Annotated in this window: 10 protein-coding genes; 2 read left to right on the forward strand and 8 right to left on the reverse strand. The window is 62.3% G+C overall.

Annotated features, from left to right (window positions below; genetic code table 11):
• Positions 1 to 298: 298 nt before the first annotated feature.
• From H8S56_RS11170 to pvdM, 4 genes are all read right to left on the reverse strand, one after another.
• The gene (locus tag H8S56_RS11170) at positions 299 to 1963 is read right to left on the reverse strand and encodes a cyclic peptide export ABC transporter (RefSeq protein WP_187518664.1); all 1665 of its coding nucleotides are present in this window, start codon (positions 1961 to 1963) and stop codon (positions 299 to 301) included.
• Between the two features lie 63 nt (positions 1964 to 2026).
• Positions 2027 to 2887, reverse strand: coding sequence for a dihydropyoverdine dehydrogenase (pvdO, locus tag H8S56_RS11175; RefSeq protein ID WP_187518665.1), 861 nt, complete (start codon positions 2885 to 2887; stop codon positions 2027 to 2029).
• A 55-nt stretch (positions 2888 to 2942) separates the two neighbouring features.
• A complete protein-coding gene (gene pvdN, locus H8S56_RS11180; RefSeq protein ID WP_187518666.1) occupies positions 2943 to 4223 on the reverse strand; it encodes a pyoverdine-tailoring periplasmic protein PvdN in 1281 nt (426 codons plus the stop codon).
• The gene (gene pvdM / locus H8S56_RS11185) at positions 4220 to 5563 is read right to left on the reverse strand and encodes a pyoverdine-tailoring dipeptidase-like protein PvdM (protein WP_187518667.1); all 1344 of its coding nucleotides are present in this window, start codon (positions 5561 to 5563) and stop codon (positions 4220 to 4222) included. Before pvdM ends, pvdN begins: the two co-directional genes overlap by 4 nt.
• 659 nt (positions 5564 to 6222) lie before the next feature.
• Here pvdM and pvdP point away from each other — a divergent pair.
• Positions 6223 to 7857: a pyoverdine maturation tyrosinase PvdP gene (gene pvdP / locus H8S56_RS11190; protein WP_187518668.1), complete on the forward strand. Its 1635-nt coding sequence runs from the start codon at positions 6223 to 6225 to the stop codon at positions 7855 to 7857.
• A 244-nt stretch (positions 7858 to 8101) separates the two neighbouring features.
• On the opposite strand, the gene H8S56_RS11195 is transcribed toward pvdP, so the two are convergent.
• From H8S56_RS11195 to H8S56_RS11205, 3 genes are read right to left on the reverse strand one after another with little or no spacing between them, the layout of a single operon-like run.
• Positions 8102 to 9490 (reverse strand): efflux transporter outer membrane subunit, encoded by a 1389-nt coding sequence (locus tag H8S56_RS11195; RefSeq protein ID WP_187518669.1) that lies wholly within the window; start codon positions 9488 to 9490, stop codon positions 8102 to 8104.
• An 11-nt stretch (positions 9491 to 9501) separates the two neighbouring features.
• Positions 9502 to 11478: a MacB family efflux pump subunit gene (locus tag H8S56_RS11200; RefSeq protein WP_187518670.1), complete on the reverse strand. Its 1977-nt coding sequence runs from the start codon at positions 11476 to 11478 to the stop codon at positions 9502 to 9504.
• Complete coding sequence (locus H8S56_RS11205; RefSeq protein ID WP_187518671.1) at positions 11479 to 12651, reverse strand: efflux RND transporter periplasmic adaptor subunit; 1173 nt, start codon at positions 12649 to 12651, stop codon at positions 11479 to 11481. It abuts the gene before it with no gap.
• A gap of 197 nt (positions 12652 to 12848) precedes the next feature.
• Between H8S56_RS11205 and pvdQ the strand changes: the two genes are divergently transcribed.
• Positions 12849 to 15188 carry a bifunctional acylase PvdQ gene (gene pvdQ, locus H8S56_RS11210; protein WP_187518672.1) on the forward strand — a complete coding sequence of 780 codons (2340 nt, stop codon included), beginning with the start codon at positions 12849 to 12851 and terminating at the stop codon, positions 15186 to 15188.
• Between the two features lie 57 nt (positions 15189 to 15245).
• Here the strand turns inward: pvdQ and H8S56_RS11215 are convergent, their stop codons facing one another.
• Positions 15246 to 15566 carry a hypothetical protein gene (locus H8S56_RS11215; RefSeq protein WP_187518673.1) on the reverse strand — a complete coding sequence of 107 codons (321 nt, stop codon included), beginning with the start codon at positions 15564 to 15566 and terminating at the stop codon, positions 15246 to 15248.
• Positions 15567 to 15691: the final 125 nt, after the last annotated feature.

Consider the following 15691-nt stretch of genomic DNA (forward strand, 5'->3'; position numbering starts at 1 on the left):
TTCTCGTAGGTATCGGCAGAGGGCAGAAAACGTCGTTCAGATCTGCAGAATCGGGTTTCGCCAGGGAAACCCGGCAGTCGTGAACGCCTTTATCGATGAGCGACCAGGCATCAGAAACAGCCGGGCGCACCATTCGCTGTAAATGAGAACGAAACCGACTCGCTGTTCTTTAATGAATTTTTCACAATTCGCGAAAAAAGATGGCGCATGGCTATCTCTGAGCAGTGCGTGACGGCGTATAGCACGAAAAAACCCCGCTCGCGGACCGGCCGGGCGGGGCATCGGGGAGGGCTGCCGGTCAGGCCGACACCGATTCGCTCTGCACTTGCTCGACGTCAATCTGCCCGGCCTGCATGCGCACCAGTTGGTCGGCGATGTAGAAATACCGGTCGTCGTGGGAGATCACGATGATGGTCTTGCCTTGCTGTTTCAGTTCCGGCAACAGCTCGGTGTAGAACACGCGGCGGAAGGCCGGGTCTTGGTCGGCGGCCCATTCGTCGAACACCAGCACCTGACGTTCGTCCAGCCAGGCGTTGATCAGCGCCAGACGCTTGCGTTGTCCGGTGGACAGATCGGTGGTGGTGAAGGCACCGTCGCGAATGCTGACTTTGTGGGCGATGTCCAGACGTTCCAGGTATTTGCCGGCGTCTTGCGGCAGGCTTGGTTGACCCTGCAGCGGCTCGTCGAACAGGTAATAGTCAGCGAAGATCGTGGTGAACAGCTGACGATAGTCGTCCAGAGTCTGCGGTGTGACGGCGTCACCGTTGAGGCGTATTTCGCCCTGTTGCGGCGTGTACAGGCCTAGCAGCAGCTTGATCAGCGTGGTCTTGCCGCAGCCGTTCTCGCCAACGATGAACACAATGTCGCCCTGTTTGACGCTCAGGTTGATCGGGCCGAGATGGAACGCGTCGCTGCCCTCGACGGCAGGATAGTCGTAACGCAGTTGATGCAGTTCCAGAGTCTTGAGGCTGGCCAGCGTATTGGGGCGGTCGCTGACCAGCAGGTGCGGCTCGGGGTTGGAGAATTTCCACGACAGCTCGGCAATGCGCCGCAGGGCGATCTGGGCGCGGCTGATGGCGGGCAAGGCGTTCACCAGACGCTCCAGCGGGCCTTTCATGTACAGCATCACCAGCACGAAGCCGCCCAGTACGGTCTTTTCGGTGGTCGGCCACAGGGCCTGAAACGCGATGGCCATGCCGATCACGGCAAAGAACAGCATCGAGCCGAAGGTCTCGGCGCTGACGAAGATGTTCGCGGCGCGGATGTTCGAACGGCAGATCTGCTCGGTGGCACCGTGGATCTTTTCGTCGAGCATGTGCTGACGACGCTTGCGCTGAATGCGCAGTTCCTTGGCGCCTGCCGACAATGCCTGATAGTGCTTCTGCAGTTCGTCTTCGCCATTGCGTGCCGCCAGAATGCTGCGCATGCCGAACCTGTGCGCCACGAATTGCGCGCCGGTTCCCAGGATCACGGTCAGCACCGTCAGGCCCAGAATCTGCCAGGACAACAACGCCAGATAGGTCAGGCAGCCGAGGGTCACCGTTAAGGCAATCACCATCGGCGCCACCGACAGGGCGAACGTGCTGATGGTATTTACGTCGTTGAGCAGCACCGGAATCAAACGGTGCGAGCGATAGCGCTCCAGTTGCTCGATGGGAGCGACCAGCACCTTGGCGGCCAGCTCGCGGCGCAGGTTGGCAACCACTCGCTGGCCCACGTAGTTGGTCGACAGGTTGGACAGCGTCGAACACGCCAGCGTCAGTACGCACAGCCCGGCAAACAGCAGCGCGGTCTGGGTGTCGGGTCCGCCCGGCAGGTTCATCGCGTTATTGATCGTGGCCAGCAGCGCCGTCACGCTCAGGCCACTGACGATCCCCAGCACCGTCGACAGCGCCACCAGCCACCAGAAGGGTTTGAGGATTCTCAGGGTTTCCCCGGCGAGGCTTTGGGTTTTGAGGGTCATGATGGTTCTCGTGAGTGTCCGTGATTGCGGCCCTCATTGAAGGCCGCAGCATCGATCGATCGGTCAGAGGTCGCGCATGACCCGAAAGCCCAGCCAGTCGCCACGTACATCCGGCTGGCGGCTGTTGCGATTGCCCGAGCGGGAGAAGATCGGCGCTTCGGTCCAGTCATTGCCGCGGATCATCTTCCAGGTGCAATCGCCTGCCAGCCAGGCACTGCCATCGGTGGGCGCGCCGTTGTAGTTGCTGGTCTCGCAATCGGCGGTCCATTCATACACGTTGCCGTGGGCGTCGTAGATGCCGAAGTCGTTCGGGCTGTAGCTGCCCGCCGGAGCTGTGTAGCTGAAGCCGTCTTCCGGGCCGTAGGTGTTGGCGTGTTTGGCGATGCCGTAGGGCTTGCCTTCATCCATAGGGAAAGGGAATGAGCCCTTGCTGCCACCGCGTGCGGCGTATTCACGGGCCGCCTCGCTGACCATGCGGTACGACTTGCCGGTCTTCTTCGACAGCCAGGCGACGTAGGCCTTGGCTTCGTTCCAGTCCATGCACACCGCAGGCTGACGAGGCCCCAGCGGATAGCGTGGCTTGCCAGCCTTGCACTCGCGTCCGGGCCGGGTGTCGCCGTCCGGCATTTTGTAGCCGGAGCTTTTGATGTAGGCGTCCCACTCACCGCTCAAGACCTGAAAGCGGCTGATGGCGAACGGCTTGGCGAAGGTCACGTCGTGCAGCGGGCCTTCATCCGGCTGGCGACCCATTTCCTCTTCCGGCGCGCCCATGGTGAAGGTGCCCGCAGGCAGTACGACCATCTCCGGGCAATCCTTGCAGTCCTTGAAAACCTTGCCGGGCTCGGCAGTGGCGGCGTGGGCCATACCGCTCAAGGACAGACCGAGCAGTGAGGTCAGGGACAGGGTGAACAGCATCTTTTTCATGAAGGGCCTCAATGGCAAAACGGAAAGCAGGTGAAGCAAAGCGGGTATGCAAGCGTCAGGTGCGCTGGCTGAGCAGGGCCATGAACCGGTCGATTTCAGCTTCGCTGTTCAACAGGCCCGGCGCGGTGCGCACCACCGGACCGACATCGCGGCTTACCGCATCGACCACCATGCGATTCTTCATCAGCCAGGCGGCCACTTCGTCGCTGGCCTGGTCCTTGATCCTGAAAAAGCTGAAGCCCGCCGACAGGGCAGGGTCCATCGGTGTGACCAGCTCGACGTTACGCTGCGCCTGCAGGCGCTCCTTGAGGTAGGTGTTGAGCTGATGGATGCGCGCCTGAACATCGGCCTTGCCCAGTTGCAAGTGCAGTTCGAACGCCTTGTTCAATGCCCAGCGATGCTCGAACGAGTGATAGCCGCCCGGCGTCATGGTGGTGGCGAAGTTGGTCGCTTCGGAAAAGGTCGGAATCGTCGGCGTGAGGTCGGTCATTTGTTCCGAGCGGGCGCAGACGATCCCCGTACCGCGTGGGCCGAACATCCATTTGTGCGTACCGGCCACGAAGTAGTCGCATTTCATGTCCGGGAAATCCAGGTTCTCGACGCCAAAACCGTGGACACCGTCGACCACATAAATAATGCGGTCCCCGGCGTCGCGGTTGCGGTTGTGTTCTTCCACCAGATCACCGATGGCGTCGATCGGCAGTTTCACGCCGCTGCCCGACTGCACCCAGGTCATGCCCAATACGCGGGTGTCGGGCCTGATGCTGCGGGCAATCGAGGCGATGATTTCGTCGGCCGACACCTGCGCCGCATCCTTGAATAGACGGATCTTGCGCACCCGTGTGCCGTCACGCTGCTGACGGAAATTGAGAATGCTGCGGGCGCAGGAATGTTCGTGTTCGGTGGTGAGGATTTCCTGATCCGGGCGCACGTGCAGGCCGCCATAGATGATCGCCAGCCCTTCGGTGGTGCTGCCGGTCAGCGCAATCTGGCCGGGTTTGGCGTTCAGGTACTTGCCGGCCCAGACACGCACTTCATGCTCGCGCAGCTCGGTTTCCTGCAGGTCCCAATCCATTGCCAGACCTGGGTTGCGGTCGATGTGAGCGCGGTGCTGCTCGATGGCTTCGCGCACCGGCCTTGGGTGCGAGGTCACCAGAAAGTTCGAGAAGTGGATGTAGTCGGGGTCCTGATTGAACAGCTGTTTCAATGCGGTCCACTTGTTTGCTGCCACGGGGTCTGGTTTGGCGGCCACAGCAGGCGCGATCAGGCTCGATCCAAGCGGCAGGGCGGCGGCCAGCAGTCCGGCCTGTTTGAGGAACGTTCTGCGGTCAGTCATGGGCTGACCACCGGTTTGGCCGATGCCTGCACCTGTTCCCAGACGCGCAGAAAGTTGCCGCCCCACAGCTTGGCAATGTCGGCTTCGGCGTAGCCGCGCTCGATCAATTCAGCCGTCACGTTACGGATCTCGCTGACATCGTTGAAGCCTTTCACGCCGCCGCCGTCGTTGAAATCGGAACTGATACCGACGTGGTCGATACCGATCTTCTTCACGGTGTAGTCGATGGCGTTGACGAAGTCCTTGACCGTGGCCTTGGGCTCTTCCTCAAGAATCGCGTACAGCTTGCTGGCGTAGGCACCGAAGCGTTGTTCCGGCCAGACGGTGATGATCGCGTCGCCGGGCATCAGCGCCATCGCCAGATTCGGCAGCGGCGGCAGGTCGAACTCCTTACGCAGCGCATTGAGCTTGTCCTGGGTCGGCTGGCTCAACGGCTTGAGGTAAGCGGGGAAGGCCACTACCTGCACGACACCGCCGCTTTGCTTGATCAACTGCATTTCTTCATCGCTGAGGTTGCGCGGGATATCCACCAGCGCGCGCGGTGCCGAGTGCGAAGCGACCATCGGCGTGCGGCTCAACTGACTGACCTGTTCCAGCGCCTTGCTCGACATCTGCGACACGTCGATGATCACGCCCAGATCGTTGAGCCGCTGTACGGCCTGCTTGCCGATCTCGGACAGACCGCCCAGTGCATCCGGCGTGTCGTTCAAGAACGGCAGCGGACGCGACGAGTCGGCCCAACTGTTATTGCCGACATAGCTGAAGCCGAACATGCGCATGCCACGCGCCGTCCAGCGGTCCAGCGCATCGAGGTCGTTGCCCAGCGGGTAGGCGTTGAGCATGCTGATGAAAATCGCAAACTTGCCTTCGCCCTGCAGGCGGCGCATGTCGTCCGGTGTGTAGGCGATGCCGACCTGATTGGGGAAGTCGCGCACCATGCCGGTGATGATCTTGTAGCGCACTTCCTGCTGCTTGCGCGCCTCATCGACAAAACCGGGCGTCGGGCGATGCGGAGCGTTGGCACCATTCCAGATTTCCGGCCAGCCGAACACCGTCAACGCCGCGCCGGAGAGTCGGCCACGTGCGGTCTTCACCAGGTCGAACTGCCCGGAACCGTCCTTGTCGGCTTCGTTGCGCTCGCTGCCGAACTTCATCGGCACGGTGATGTGGCTGTCGAAGGAAATGATCCGTTCCTGCAAGTCCTCGGCCTGCTTCATGACCTTGACCGGGTAACCCGCTGGCGTTCCGTAATGCCAGGCCAGGTAGCCCGCGCCTGCACTGATGGCCAGAGCCAGGGGCAGGCCGATGAAGAGCGCCTTTTTCCAACGCGGTTTTGTCATTGCCGTCTCGTTCAGGTGATCGGTGCAGGCCTGCCTTGCCTGTGGGCGACAGGGCCGTTGCTATGTGGGGAGAACGAGCGGATGGCGGAAAAATTTAGCGTCGGTTCAGCCTGGCAGGGCGCGCATTATTTTCTCAACTGCGCTTTCGTACTGATTGTGCCCATCGCTTAGCGTGGGCATTCAGCCCGTGACGCGCCGCGTCACAAATGGCACAGACAGTGGACTCAGTGAGCCGCGCGCTCGACTCTCATCACCTTTTCGCCCCTCGGCGACCTACTTTGACGGGGCAAAGTAGGCAAACCCCTAAGCTCCGGTTCCGGCCCCGGCTTCGCCGGGGTTCCTTCGTCCTGACACTGATTCGGGGGTCGCCGCAACGGGCCATCCATGGCCCAATGCGGCTCAATCGGCATCCATGCCGATTGCCCCCCGAATCAGCGCCAGAACTCAGCCTTCACCCGCGTCGCGATCGGCGGTGTTCTCACTATCGCGTCAGAAAAGCGCTTCAGTGCTACTGCTTTTTGGAGAGTCGGAGGATTTTGCGTCGCGATGAGCGCCACGTAGAGCGATCAGCGTAAAGACGCGACGCTCAGTAAATTTATGCTCAGGCTTTACGTTCTAGCTGGATAACCGGTGTCTCGGGGGCTGTAGCAGGTAGGGTGATGACGATTTCTCGACGAGGGTTCATGGCAGGTCTGGCGCTGACCGGCGCGGCAGTACCGGCTGCGTGGTACGCACACCGGGAACTCACCCGTGTCGAGGAGCCCGTCACTCCCGGCGAGGCCACCGCAGGCCCGGCCGACACCACCACTCAGCGCCTGGCCGACAAGTTGCGCGGTGTGTGGACGCTGCGCTTCGAAGGCCGCGATGCAGGCTTGCAGAGTGCGCCGCTGCACGGCCTGGAAATGTTCCTCGACATCGCCCCGCGCGGTCGCGGTCTGCGCGGCTACATAGACACTGCGGACAATCTGCGCGGAGAGGCGCCGCCGCGCTTTCGGGTGATCGGCGACTTGCAACCGGCCAACGCCGCCAAGCTGTATCTGCGGATCATGGACGGTCATGCGGGCAACGACCCACACAGTGATACGCCGCATTACGAATTCAGCCTGATCCTCGATGAAGTCTGGGGTGCATTCGGCAACGCGGGCAGCGGCACGCTGAGTGGCCGCATCGAACGCCTCGACCGACCGCTGGCGTTGCCAGAGCTGGAAAACCGGGTGATCGCCATCAAACAACTGTTCCCCGAGGCACGGGAGCGAGTGAGCCTGACGCCTGAGTTTCATGCCTGGCTGATTTCCAGAGAACATCGGCTGTTTCATCAGCTCTGGCATGCGTCCCGCGACAAGTGGCACAAGCTGCCCCGCGACAAGCAGGAAGCCTTGCGCGGGATCGGCTGGCAGCCGGGGCCGCGGGATAAGGAGCGTGATGCTCGCGGACCGCACAAGGATCGCAACGGCTCGGGCGTGGATTTCTTTTATATGCACCGGCACATGCTGATTCAGGCACGACGGATTCAGGATCTGCCGTCGTGGCCGCGTTTTCCGATGCCGCAACCGGAACTGGAGCGTGACCGTCTGGGCTTCGCTCGCTACTTCGACAACCACGACGGCTGTTCGCTGCCGCCAAACTGGCTGGCACCGGGTGACGAGGAATACACCCAACTGGTCAGCGACATCAAAAGCCCCGAGACCTACCACACGCATTTTCAGGTCTGGGAATCCCAGTACCGCGATCCACGCTTTCTGTCGACATTGACGCTGGGGCAGTTCGGTTCGCAGGTCGAACTGGAGCTACACGACTGGCTGCACATGCGCTGGGCCTCGGTGGCCCGCGACCCGGCCAACGGCCAGCCGGTGCCGATGGCGCGACGCTCGGATGACTTCGCCGAGCGCTGGTTTGGTCCGGAAAACGACTTTCTCGCCGACCCGTTCTCATCCCATGTGAATCCGGTGTTCTGGATGTTTCATGGCTGGATCGACGACCGTATCGACGACTGGTTCCGGGCGCACGAGCGTTTTCATCCGGGCGAAGTGAAGCGCCTTGAGGTCAACGGCGTCCCCTGGTTCGCGCCGGGACGCTGGGTGGAAGTCAGTGACCCATGGCTTGGCCCTGAGACCCACGGTTGCAGTACCACACCCGGCCTGCAGGCGGGGACGTCGATGGAGATGGACCCGGAAGTCATGAAGCTGGCGCTGCGCATCACCTTTGCGGCCGACGACAAGCTCGGCGACCTGGTCCGCCGTGTACCGCGTCGGCCATGGTATGCGCGCAATCTATTGCCGGAGAAGTGGTTTTAAGCGGACACACGCATAGCGGGTCTAATGACGCCTGTGGGAGGCGGCTCGCCGGCGATGCTGTTTCCAAGGTCCATCAGTGACTGGATTGACGCCATCGCCGACGAGCTACTTCCCACTGTTCGAGTGGGAGCGAGCTTGCTCGCGAATGGGCAATCGAATGCAATCAAGATGGAGCGTTCCAGCCATAGTTTTCGCGAGCAAGCTCGCTCCCACAGCCCTTGGAAGAGACGTCTTCGCTCTGTAGTCAACGCACCTGCCACCCACCTCCCAGTGCTTTGTACAGCGCGATACTGGCCTGCACCCTCGCCAGCCTCAACTGCACGCTCACGTCCTGTGCCTGGTAAAGGGTGCGCTGGGTTTCCAGCACGGTCAGCAGGTCTTCGGCACCTTCCTGATAGCGATTCTGTGCGATGCGAAACGCGGTCTGGGCCTGTTTTAGTTCTTCTTCGTGCCATTCGCGTTGTTGATCAAGACCATCGATGCTGTTCAGGGCCTTTTCCACGTCGGCGAAGCTGTTGATGATCGCGCCACGGTAGGTTTCCAGCAGTTCTTCCTGGCGTGCCGTGGCTTTGTCACGCTCGGCACCGAGGCGGCCGTTGTTGAAGATCGGGCCGACCAGACCCGCCGCCAGGCTGGTGAAGGGCGCGCGCAGCCAGTCTTCGGCGCGGACCGATTCGGTGCCGACGCGGGCGCTCAGAGTGAGTTTGGGCAACATCGCTGCGCGGGCAACGGTGACATCGGCTTGCGCGGCTGCCAGCTCGGCTTCTGCCTTGGCCAGGTCGGGGCGGCGGGTCAGCAGGTCGCTGGGCACGCCGCTGCCGATGTCCGGCCAACTCAGTGTGTCAAACGCCTGATTGTTCAGTTTGAGGTTCTGCACCGGCTGACCCAACAAGGCGGCGAGGGTGATCAGTTGTTCATTGGCCAGTTGCTGAATGCGCGGCAACTCGCGCTGCTGAGTGGCGACCAGATTCTTCTGTTGCGCCAATTCCAGCGCCGTCGCTGAGCCCGAGTCGTAGCGGGTCTGCACCAGACGCAGTACATCCTTGGCGTTGGCCAGGTTCAGCTCGGCGATACGCCCTTGCTCGCGGGCCGACAGGGTTTGCGCGTAACGGTCGGCTACGTTGCTGAGCAGGGTCAGCTCCACGGTTGCCTGATCGAACTGGCTGGCGCGCAGGCTTTGCACAGCGCTGTCGCGACCAGCTGCCACGCCGTCCCAGAAGTCCACTTCGTAGCTGGCGGTCAGGTCGGCGGTGAACATGTCGGTGTTGTTGTCGTCCGACGGATTGGCCTTGCGGTCGCTGCTGCGCATGAATGTGTTGCGTTCGCCGCGCAGGCCGTAAGTCAATTCAGGCAGCAGCGGCGCACCGCCGATAATCGCCGTTGCCTGAGCCTGACGCACCCGCGCCATCGCTGCACCGACTTCATGGCTGTCCCGGCTGGCCTGTTCGATCAGACGGTTCAGCTCCGGGCTGCCGAAGCGTTGCCACCAACGTGCATCGCTGCGTTGGGTCGCGGCGCTCTGGGCGAATGCCCAGGTCGGCGGTGGCTGGATGCCGATGTTCGGGCCGGGCGCTGGCGTGCTGCACGCGGCCAGCAGCAGGCAAGTAGTCAACAGCGTGAAGTGTGCTTTCATGGATTGATCATTCATTGACTGGTGAGGGCCGCCACCGGATCGAGCCGGGCAGCTTTGCGGGCGGGCATGAAACCGAAGATCACCCCGGTGATCAGCGCGCAGCCAAAGGCTCCCGCCACGGCCGACAGCGAAAAGGCCACCGCGACCTTGCTCAGCAACAACACCGCGCCCATGCCCAGCGCCAACACGATGCCGGCCAGGCCGCCAACGACCGAGAGCATGACCGCTTCGGTGAGGAACTGGCGGAGAATGTCGGTCTGACGTGCGCCGGTGGCCATGCGGATGCCGATCTCGCGGGTTCGCTCACGCACGGTCATCAGCATGATGTTCATCACGCCAATACCGCCGACCAGCAGCGAAATCGCCGCAATCGAGCCCAGCATCAACGACAGCGTGTTCTGGGTGCGGGCCTCGGCCTGGATCATCGCCGCGTTATTGGTCAGCTCGTAGTCCTGCTTGCCGTTGTGCAGGCGATCGAGCAGGTCGCGGATCGCCGCTTCGGCCTGTTTGACGTTGTCGGCATCGCGGGTGGCGAGGGTGATGTATTCAGGGTCCTGCGAGCCGAACAGACGAATGCTGGCCGACGAGTACGGAATCGCGATGCGGTTGTCGCTGTCCAGATCGCCGGAGCTTGCACCTTTTTCCTGAAGCACGCCGACCACCTGAAACGGCACGTTCTCGATCAGGATGTATTGACCGATGGGGTCGATTCGGTCGCCGAACAACTTCTGCCTGACCTTGTGACCAATCACGGCCACTGCCGCAGCATTCTGTTCATCGGCTTCGGTGAAGTAACTGCCTTCGACCACCGGCCAGTTGAAGATCGCCGGAAAATGCGTGTCGTTGCCGCCCACGTAGCTGGAATGATCGACATTGCCGAAGCGCACCCCGGCCTGGCCGCCATTGACCGGCATGATCATCCGCACCTCGGGCAAATCACCCAGCGCCGCGACTTCTTCAAGGGTGATGATGCCTTTCGGCGCGCGCGGACTCGGCGCTTTGCCGTTGAGGTAAATGATGTTGGAGCCGAACGATGACATCTGTGCCATGACCTGGCGTTTGCTGCCTTCGCCAACCGCCAGCATGACCACCACCGAAGCGACGCCGATGACGATGCCCAGCAGCGTCAGTGCGGTGCGAAACCGGTTGATCCACATGACCCGCCAGGCCGCCTGGATGGCGTCAAGCAGTTCACCTTTCCAGGCACCACGAGTGCTGCTGCCGTGAGCCAGTCGAGCCCGCAGATCGACTGCCTGCAAGGCGGCCGGGTTGGTCGCAGGCTGGGCAGCATCAGCCGTCCCGTTGAGTGTGTCGCTGACGATGCGCCCGTCGCTGATTTCGATGATGCGTCGGGCGCGGGCGGCGACGTCCCGGTCGTGGGTAATCAGAATGACGACATGGCCCTGACTGGCCAGTTCGTCCAGCAATGTCATGACTTCCGCGCCGCTGTGGGTGTCGAGCGCGCCGGTGGGTTCGTCAGCGAGGATGATGTGGCCGCCGTTCATCAGCGCGCGGGCGATGGATACCCGCTGCTGCTGACCGCCGGACAGTTGGTGCGGGCGGTTGCCGGTGCGTGAAGCAAGCCCCAGTCGGTCGAGCAGGGCGGCGGCACGGGCATGCCGTTGTGCGGCGGGTGTTCCGGCGTAGATCGCCGGCATCTCGACGTTTTCCTGCGCCGAGCCAGACGGGATCAGGTGATAGCCCTGAAACACGAAACCGAACGCCTCGCGGCGCAGCCAGGCCAGCTCGTCGCTGCCCAGTTCGGCAACATTTTCCCCGGCAAACAGGTACTCGCCCGAGGTAGGCCGGTCCAGGCAGCCCAGGATATTCATCAGCGTCGACTTGCCTGAGCCGGACGCGCCGACAATCGCTACGAACTCACCGGCGTGGATCGACAGGTCGATACCTTGCAGCACGTTGACCTGCGGGCTGTCGCCACCGCCGTAGGATTTGCGAATGGCCCGCAGGTCGATCAGCGGCGTCTGCATTCAGCCTCCGCTGCCGGAAGTCGAGGGCACCAGCAGCTGGTCGCCTTCTTCGAGGCCACCGAGGATCTGCACGCGTAATCGATCGCTGATGCCTGTGCGCACCTGACGGCTCTGCACGTCGCCGCGTGCGGTAAGCACCTGCGCGGTCTGCAGGTCGCTTTGCGTCCCGGTCTTCAGTGCTGAAAGCGGCGCGGTCAGGGTGTCCTGCGCGCTGCTGGCGACGAAGAAGATCTGTGCAGTCATCTCGGCCATCAAAGCCTGATCGTCGTTGTCGACGTCCAGCAGAACGGTGTACAGCACGACCCGGCCACCGCCGCTTTTGCGCGAACTGCTCGGGCTGCCGCCGCCCTGATTAGCCTGTTCCAGCGGCTTGGGCGGCACCGGTAGAATCTGCCGCACAGTGCTTTTCCAGCGCCGGTTGCCGCCGCTCAGGGTGGTGAAATAGGCGTTCATCCCCGGTTTCACATGGCCAATGTCGGCCTCTGACACTTCGGCCCAGACGGTCATCGGGGACAGGCGGGCGATGCGCAGGATCAGTGGCGTCTGCTGCTGGGCATTAAGGGTCTGACCTTCGCGGGCATCCAGCGCGACCACCGTGCCGCTCATGGGCGCATAAATGCGTGTGTAGCCCAGCGCAGCTTCGTCACTGCGCAGCGCCGCCTGGGCTTCGAGGATCTGCGCCTTGAACATGTCGACCCTGGCCTGGGTGGCGCGAAACTCCGATTCGGCGGCCTGCACGTCCTCGGCACGGGTTGCACCGCCGGCTGCAAGACGCTGCTGACGTTGCTGTTTCTGCTGGGCCAGTTCGTGCAGTGCGCGTTGTTCCTGAAGCTGGGCCTTGAGGTTGTCGATGGCGTAGCGCGCCGCGTCGAGCCTGGCTTTCTGTGTGGATGGATCGATCTCGACCAGCAACTGACCTTCCTTGACCTGATCGCCCACCTGCACGTGAATCTTCATGATCTGCCCGGTCGCCTGCGAGCCGACGTCTACATAGCTGCGCGGTTGCAGTGTGCCCAGCGCCGTTACGCTGCTTTCAATGCTGCCGCGCGTCACGGTGACGGTGTGTGTCTTGCTGTGGTCATCGGGCAGGATCTGCCATGCGCACACCGCAATGACCGGAAACAGGCAAAGGGCCGCGAGGACAGTGCGTCGAGGGAGTCGAGAGCGTTTCATGCAGGGTTCCTGCCTGGGGAAAATCAGCCGTTCAACGGGCGACGGCTACGGGAGCTGTCATTAAGACGAGAGCGCCGCAGGGGAATTTAGCGCTGTCAGTAAAATGGCTGTGCCGACTAAATTTCACTCGGCGGCCTCGTTTAAGGGGAGCGGCTTTTTCCAGTCGTGTTCCGTTTTTCTTTCGAGGTGGAGTCAGCATGATCATGTCCAGACCCTTGTCCTGTTTGCTTGTCGCAGGTCTCTCGCTCGGGCTGGTGCTACCTGTCCAGGCGCTGGTGAGCGCCGAGAATCAGAGCGCCTCGGCGCAGGTGCGTCGTACCGGTTTTGGCGTGCCGCACATCCTCGCAACTGACGAACGCGGGCTGGGTTACGGCATCGGTTACGCCTACGCGCAGGACAACCTGTGCCTGCTGGCCAACGAGGTTGTCACGGTCAATGGCCAGCGCTCGCGCTATTTCGGGCCAGACAAGACGACCCTAGAACAGCGCAATAATCTGGCCAGCGACCTGCTGTTCAACTGGTTGAACACGCCTGAAGCACTGGCTGATTTCTGGACGGCGCAGCCGCTCGAGATTCGCCAGTTGATGCAGGGTTATGTCGCCGGTTACAACCGTTCACTGGAGGAACAGAACGCCAAGGGGCTTCCGCCAGCCTGCGTCGCCGAATGGGTGCGGCCGATCAGCACCGACGATCTGGTGCGTCTGACCCGCCGCTTGCTGGTTGAAGGCGGGGTGGGTCAGTTCACCGAAGCGCTGGCCGGGGCCATGCCGCCGCAGCCGGGTGCTCAGGCCAGCCTTCAGGACGACCAGCGTCAGGCCCTGCAACTGGCCGCTGCCCGCAATGAGCAATTCGCGCTGGAGCGCGGCAGCAACGCCGTCGCGATCGGGCGCGAGCTGTCGGCCAACGGCCGTGGCATGTTGCTGGCCAACCCACACTTTCCGTGGGGTGGCGGCCTGCGTTTTTATCAGATGCACCTGACCATCCCCGGCAAGCTGGACGTGATGGGTGCGGCGCTGCCGGGGCTGCCGCTGATCAACATTGGCTTCAACCAGCATCTGGCATGGACCCACACCGTTGATACGTCCAGACACTTCACCCTGCATCGCCTGCAGCTCGATCCCAAAGACCCGACCCGTTACCTGCTTGACGGCAAGTCGGTGGCGATGGGCAAGCAACAGGTCACTGTCCAGGCGAAGCAGCCTGATGGCAGCGTCAAGCCGGTGATCCGCACGGTTTACTCGTCGACGTTCGGCCCCATCGTGCAATGGCCCGGCAAACTGGACTGGAACGACAAGTTCGCCTTCAGCCTGCGCGATGCGAACCTCAAGAATGACCGCGTGTTAAAGCAGTGGTACGCCATGGATCAGGCGAAAAGCCTCAAGGCGTTTCAGGATTCGGTGCGCAGTGTCCAGGGGATTCCTTGGGTGAATACCGTGGCGGTCGATGACCGGGGGCAGGCGCTGTACATGAATGTCTCGGTGGTGCCGAACGTCGATGCGGCCAAGCTCGCCAAGTGCAGCGACCCGCGTATCGGCACCGAACTGATCATCCTCGACGGCTCACGCAGTGACTGTAACTGGGACATCGCCCCAGAGGCAGCACAACCGGGCATCTTCGCGTCGTCGCGCCAGCCGCAGCTGCTGCGCACCGACTTCGTGCAGCACGCCAACGACTCTGCCTGGATGGTCAATCCGGCAGCGCCGCAGAAAAACTTTTCGCCGTTGATCAGCCAGGAAGGCCAGCCGCTTGGGCTGCGTGCGCGTTTTGCGCTGGACAGGCTCGGCACGTTGCAGCAGGCGGGCAAGGTCAGCGTCGAGAACCTGCAGGCCATGGTGATGGACAACGAGGTGTATCAATCCGGGCAAGTGCTGCCGGACCTCTTGCAGTTCTGTGCGACCGGACTGGGCGATGATGAAAAGCGCCTGGCGCCGTTGTGTGCGGCGTTAAGCGCCTGGGACGGTCGCGTTGACCTGAGCAGTGGCGTGGGCTTTGTGTACTTTCAGAAGATCATGGCCGCCATGCAGTCCGTCGGGTCGCGCTGGCGGGTGGTGTTCGATGCGCAGGATCCGGTTCACACCCCGAGGGGTCTGGCGATTGAGCGTGCCGAGGTCGCGACGGCCTTGCGTGCGGCCATGCTGGCGGTGCAGGACGAGGTGAGCAAGACGGGGCTGTCGGCGAACACGACCTGGGGCGATATTCAGGTGTCGAGCCTCGGCGGTCAGCCGATTCCCATCCACGGCGGTCCGGCGGCGCTGGGCGTCTATAACGCAATGCAGACGGTAGCGGGCAAGGACGGCAAGCGTGAGGTGGTCAGCGGCACCAGCTACCTGCAAGTGGTGACATTCGACGAGCAGGGTCCAAAGGCCAAAGGCTTGCTGGCGTTTTCCGAGTCGAGCAATCCACAGTCCGCCCACTCGCGAGACCAGACCGAGGCGTTCTCGAAAAAGCAGTGGGCTGATCTGCCGTTCACCGAGCAGCAGATCAAGGCTGATCCGGCGTATCAGGTGCAGGAGATCAGGGAAGAACGCACGCCGTGAGGTGCGCTGCCAGGTGATTGGGCCAGATGGCCCAATTCACGCGTTCAATGCGACGTGTCAACCACCCTGAGTGTCGATATCGGCATCGACGCCTTGGGTAGGCTGGTGATTGCGTTGGGTCTTGGGCATTTCCTCTGGCTCATAGTCAGGCACATAGGCGCTGTCTTCGGCCGACCCTTGGCTCTGGCTCTGGCTCTGGCTCTGGCTCTGGCTCTGTTGCTGGCTTTGATTCTGGCGCTGGCTCTCATCCTGACCCGGATCCGGCACCGCATCGGGTGTTTGTGGATCAATGGCCGGATCATTGCGGTCCGTGCCTTGTTCCTGCGGTGAGTGCTGACCAGGTGCCTGTTCTTTTTGCCGTTGCGGTTCGGTAGACATGATTACCTCAAAGGTCTGCTTCAGAAAAGTACTGACAGGCTTTCGAGGTGGAGGGGAAGGGGATCGTTCGATTGGATCGCCGAGTGGTAGGCGCGGCGCTGGCGTCTTTTACACAACGCTATGTG

This window comes from Pseudomonas triticifolii (assembly GCF_014358015.1).
GTDB classification, from domain to species: domain Bacteria; phylum Pseudomonadota; class Gammaproteobacteria; order Pseudomonadales; family Pseudomonadaceae; genus Aquipseudomonas; species Aquipseudomonas triticifolii.

Excerpts from the sequence above, each read along its gene's own strand:
- H8S56_RS11170 (WP_187518664.1), bottom strand. The coding sequence starts at position 1,963 with ATGACCCTCAAAACCCAAAGCCTCGCCGGGGAAACCCTGAGAATCCTC.
- pvdO (WP_187518665.1), bottom strand. The coding sequence starts at position 2,887 with ATGAAAAAGATGCTGTTCACCCTGTCCCTGACCTCACTGCTCGGTCTG.
- pvdN (WP_187518666.1), bottom strand. The coding sequence starts at position 4,223 with ATGACTGACCGCAGAACGTTCCTCAAACAGGCCGGACTGCTGGCCGCC.
- pvdM (WP_187518667.1), bottom strand. The coding sequence starts at position 5,563 with ATGACAAAACCGCGTTGGAAAAAGGCGCTCTTCATCGGCCTGCCCCTG.
- pvdP (WP_187518668.1), top strand. The coding sequence starts at position 6,223 with ATGACGATTTCTCGACGAGGGTTCATGGCAGGTCTGGCGCTGACCGGC.
- H8S56_RS11195 (WP_187518669.1), bottom strand. The coding sequence starts at position 9,490 with ATGAAAGCACACTTCACGCTGTTGACTACTTGCCTGCTGCTGGCCGCG.
- H8S56_RS11200 (WP_187518670.1), bottom strand. The coding sequence starts at position 11,478 with ATGCAGACGCCGCTGATCGACCTGCGGGCCATTCGCAAATCCTACGGC.
- H8S56_RS11205 (WP_187518671.1), bottom strand. The coding sequence starts at position 12,651 with ATGAAACGCTCTCGACTCCCTCGACGCACTGTCCTCGCGGCCCTTTGC.
- pvdQ (WP_187518672.1), top strand. The coding sequence starts at position 12,849 with ATGATCATGTCCAGACCCTTGTCCTGTTTGCTTGTCGCAGGTCTCTCG.
- H8S56_RS11215 (WP_187518673.1), bottom strand. The coding sequence starts at position 15,566 with ATGTCTACCGAACCGCAACGGCAAAAAGAACAGGCACCTGGTCAGCAC.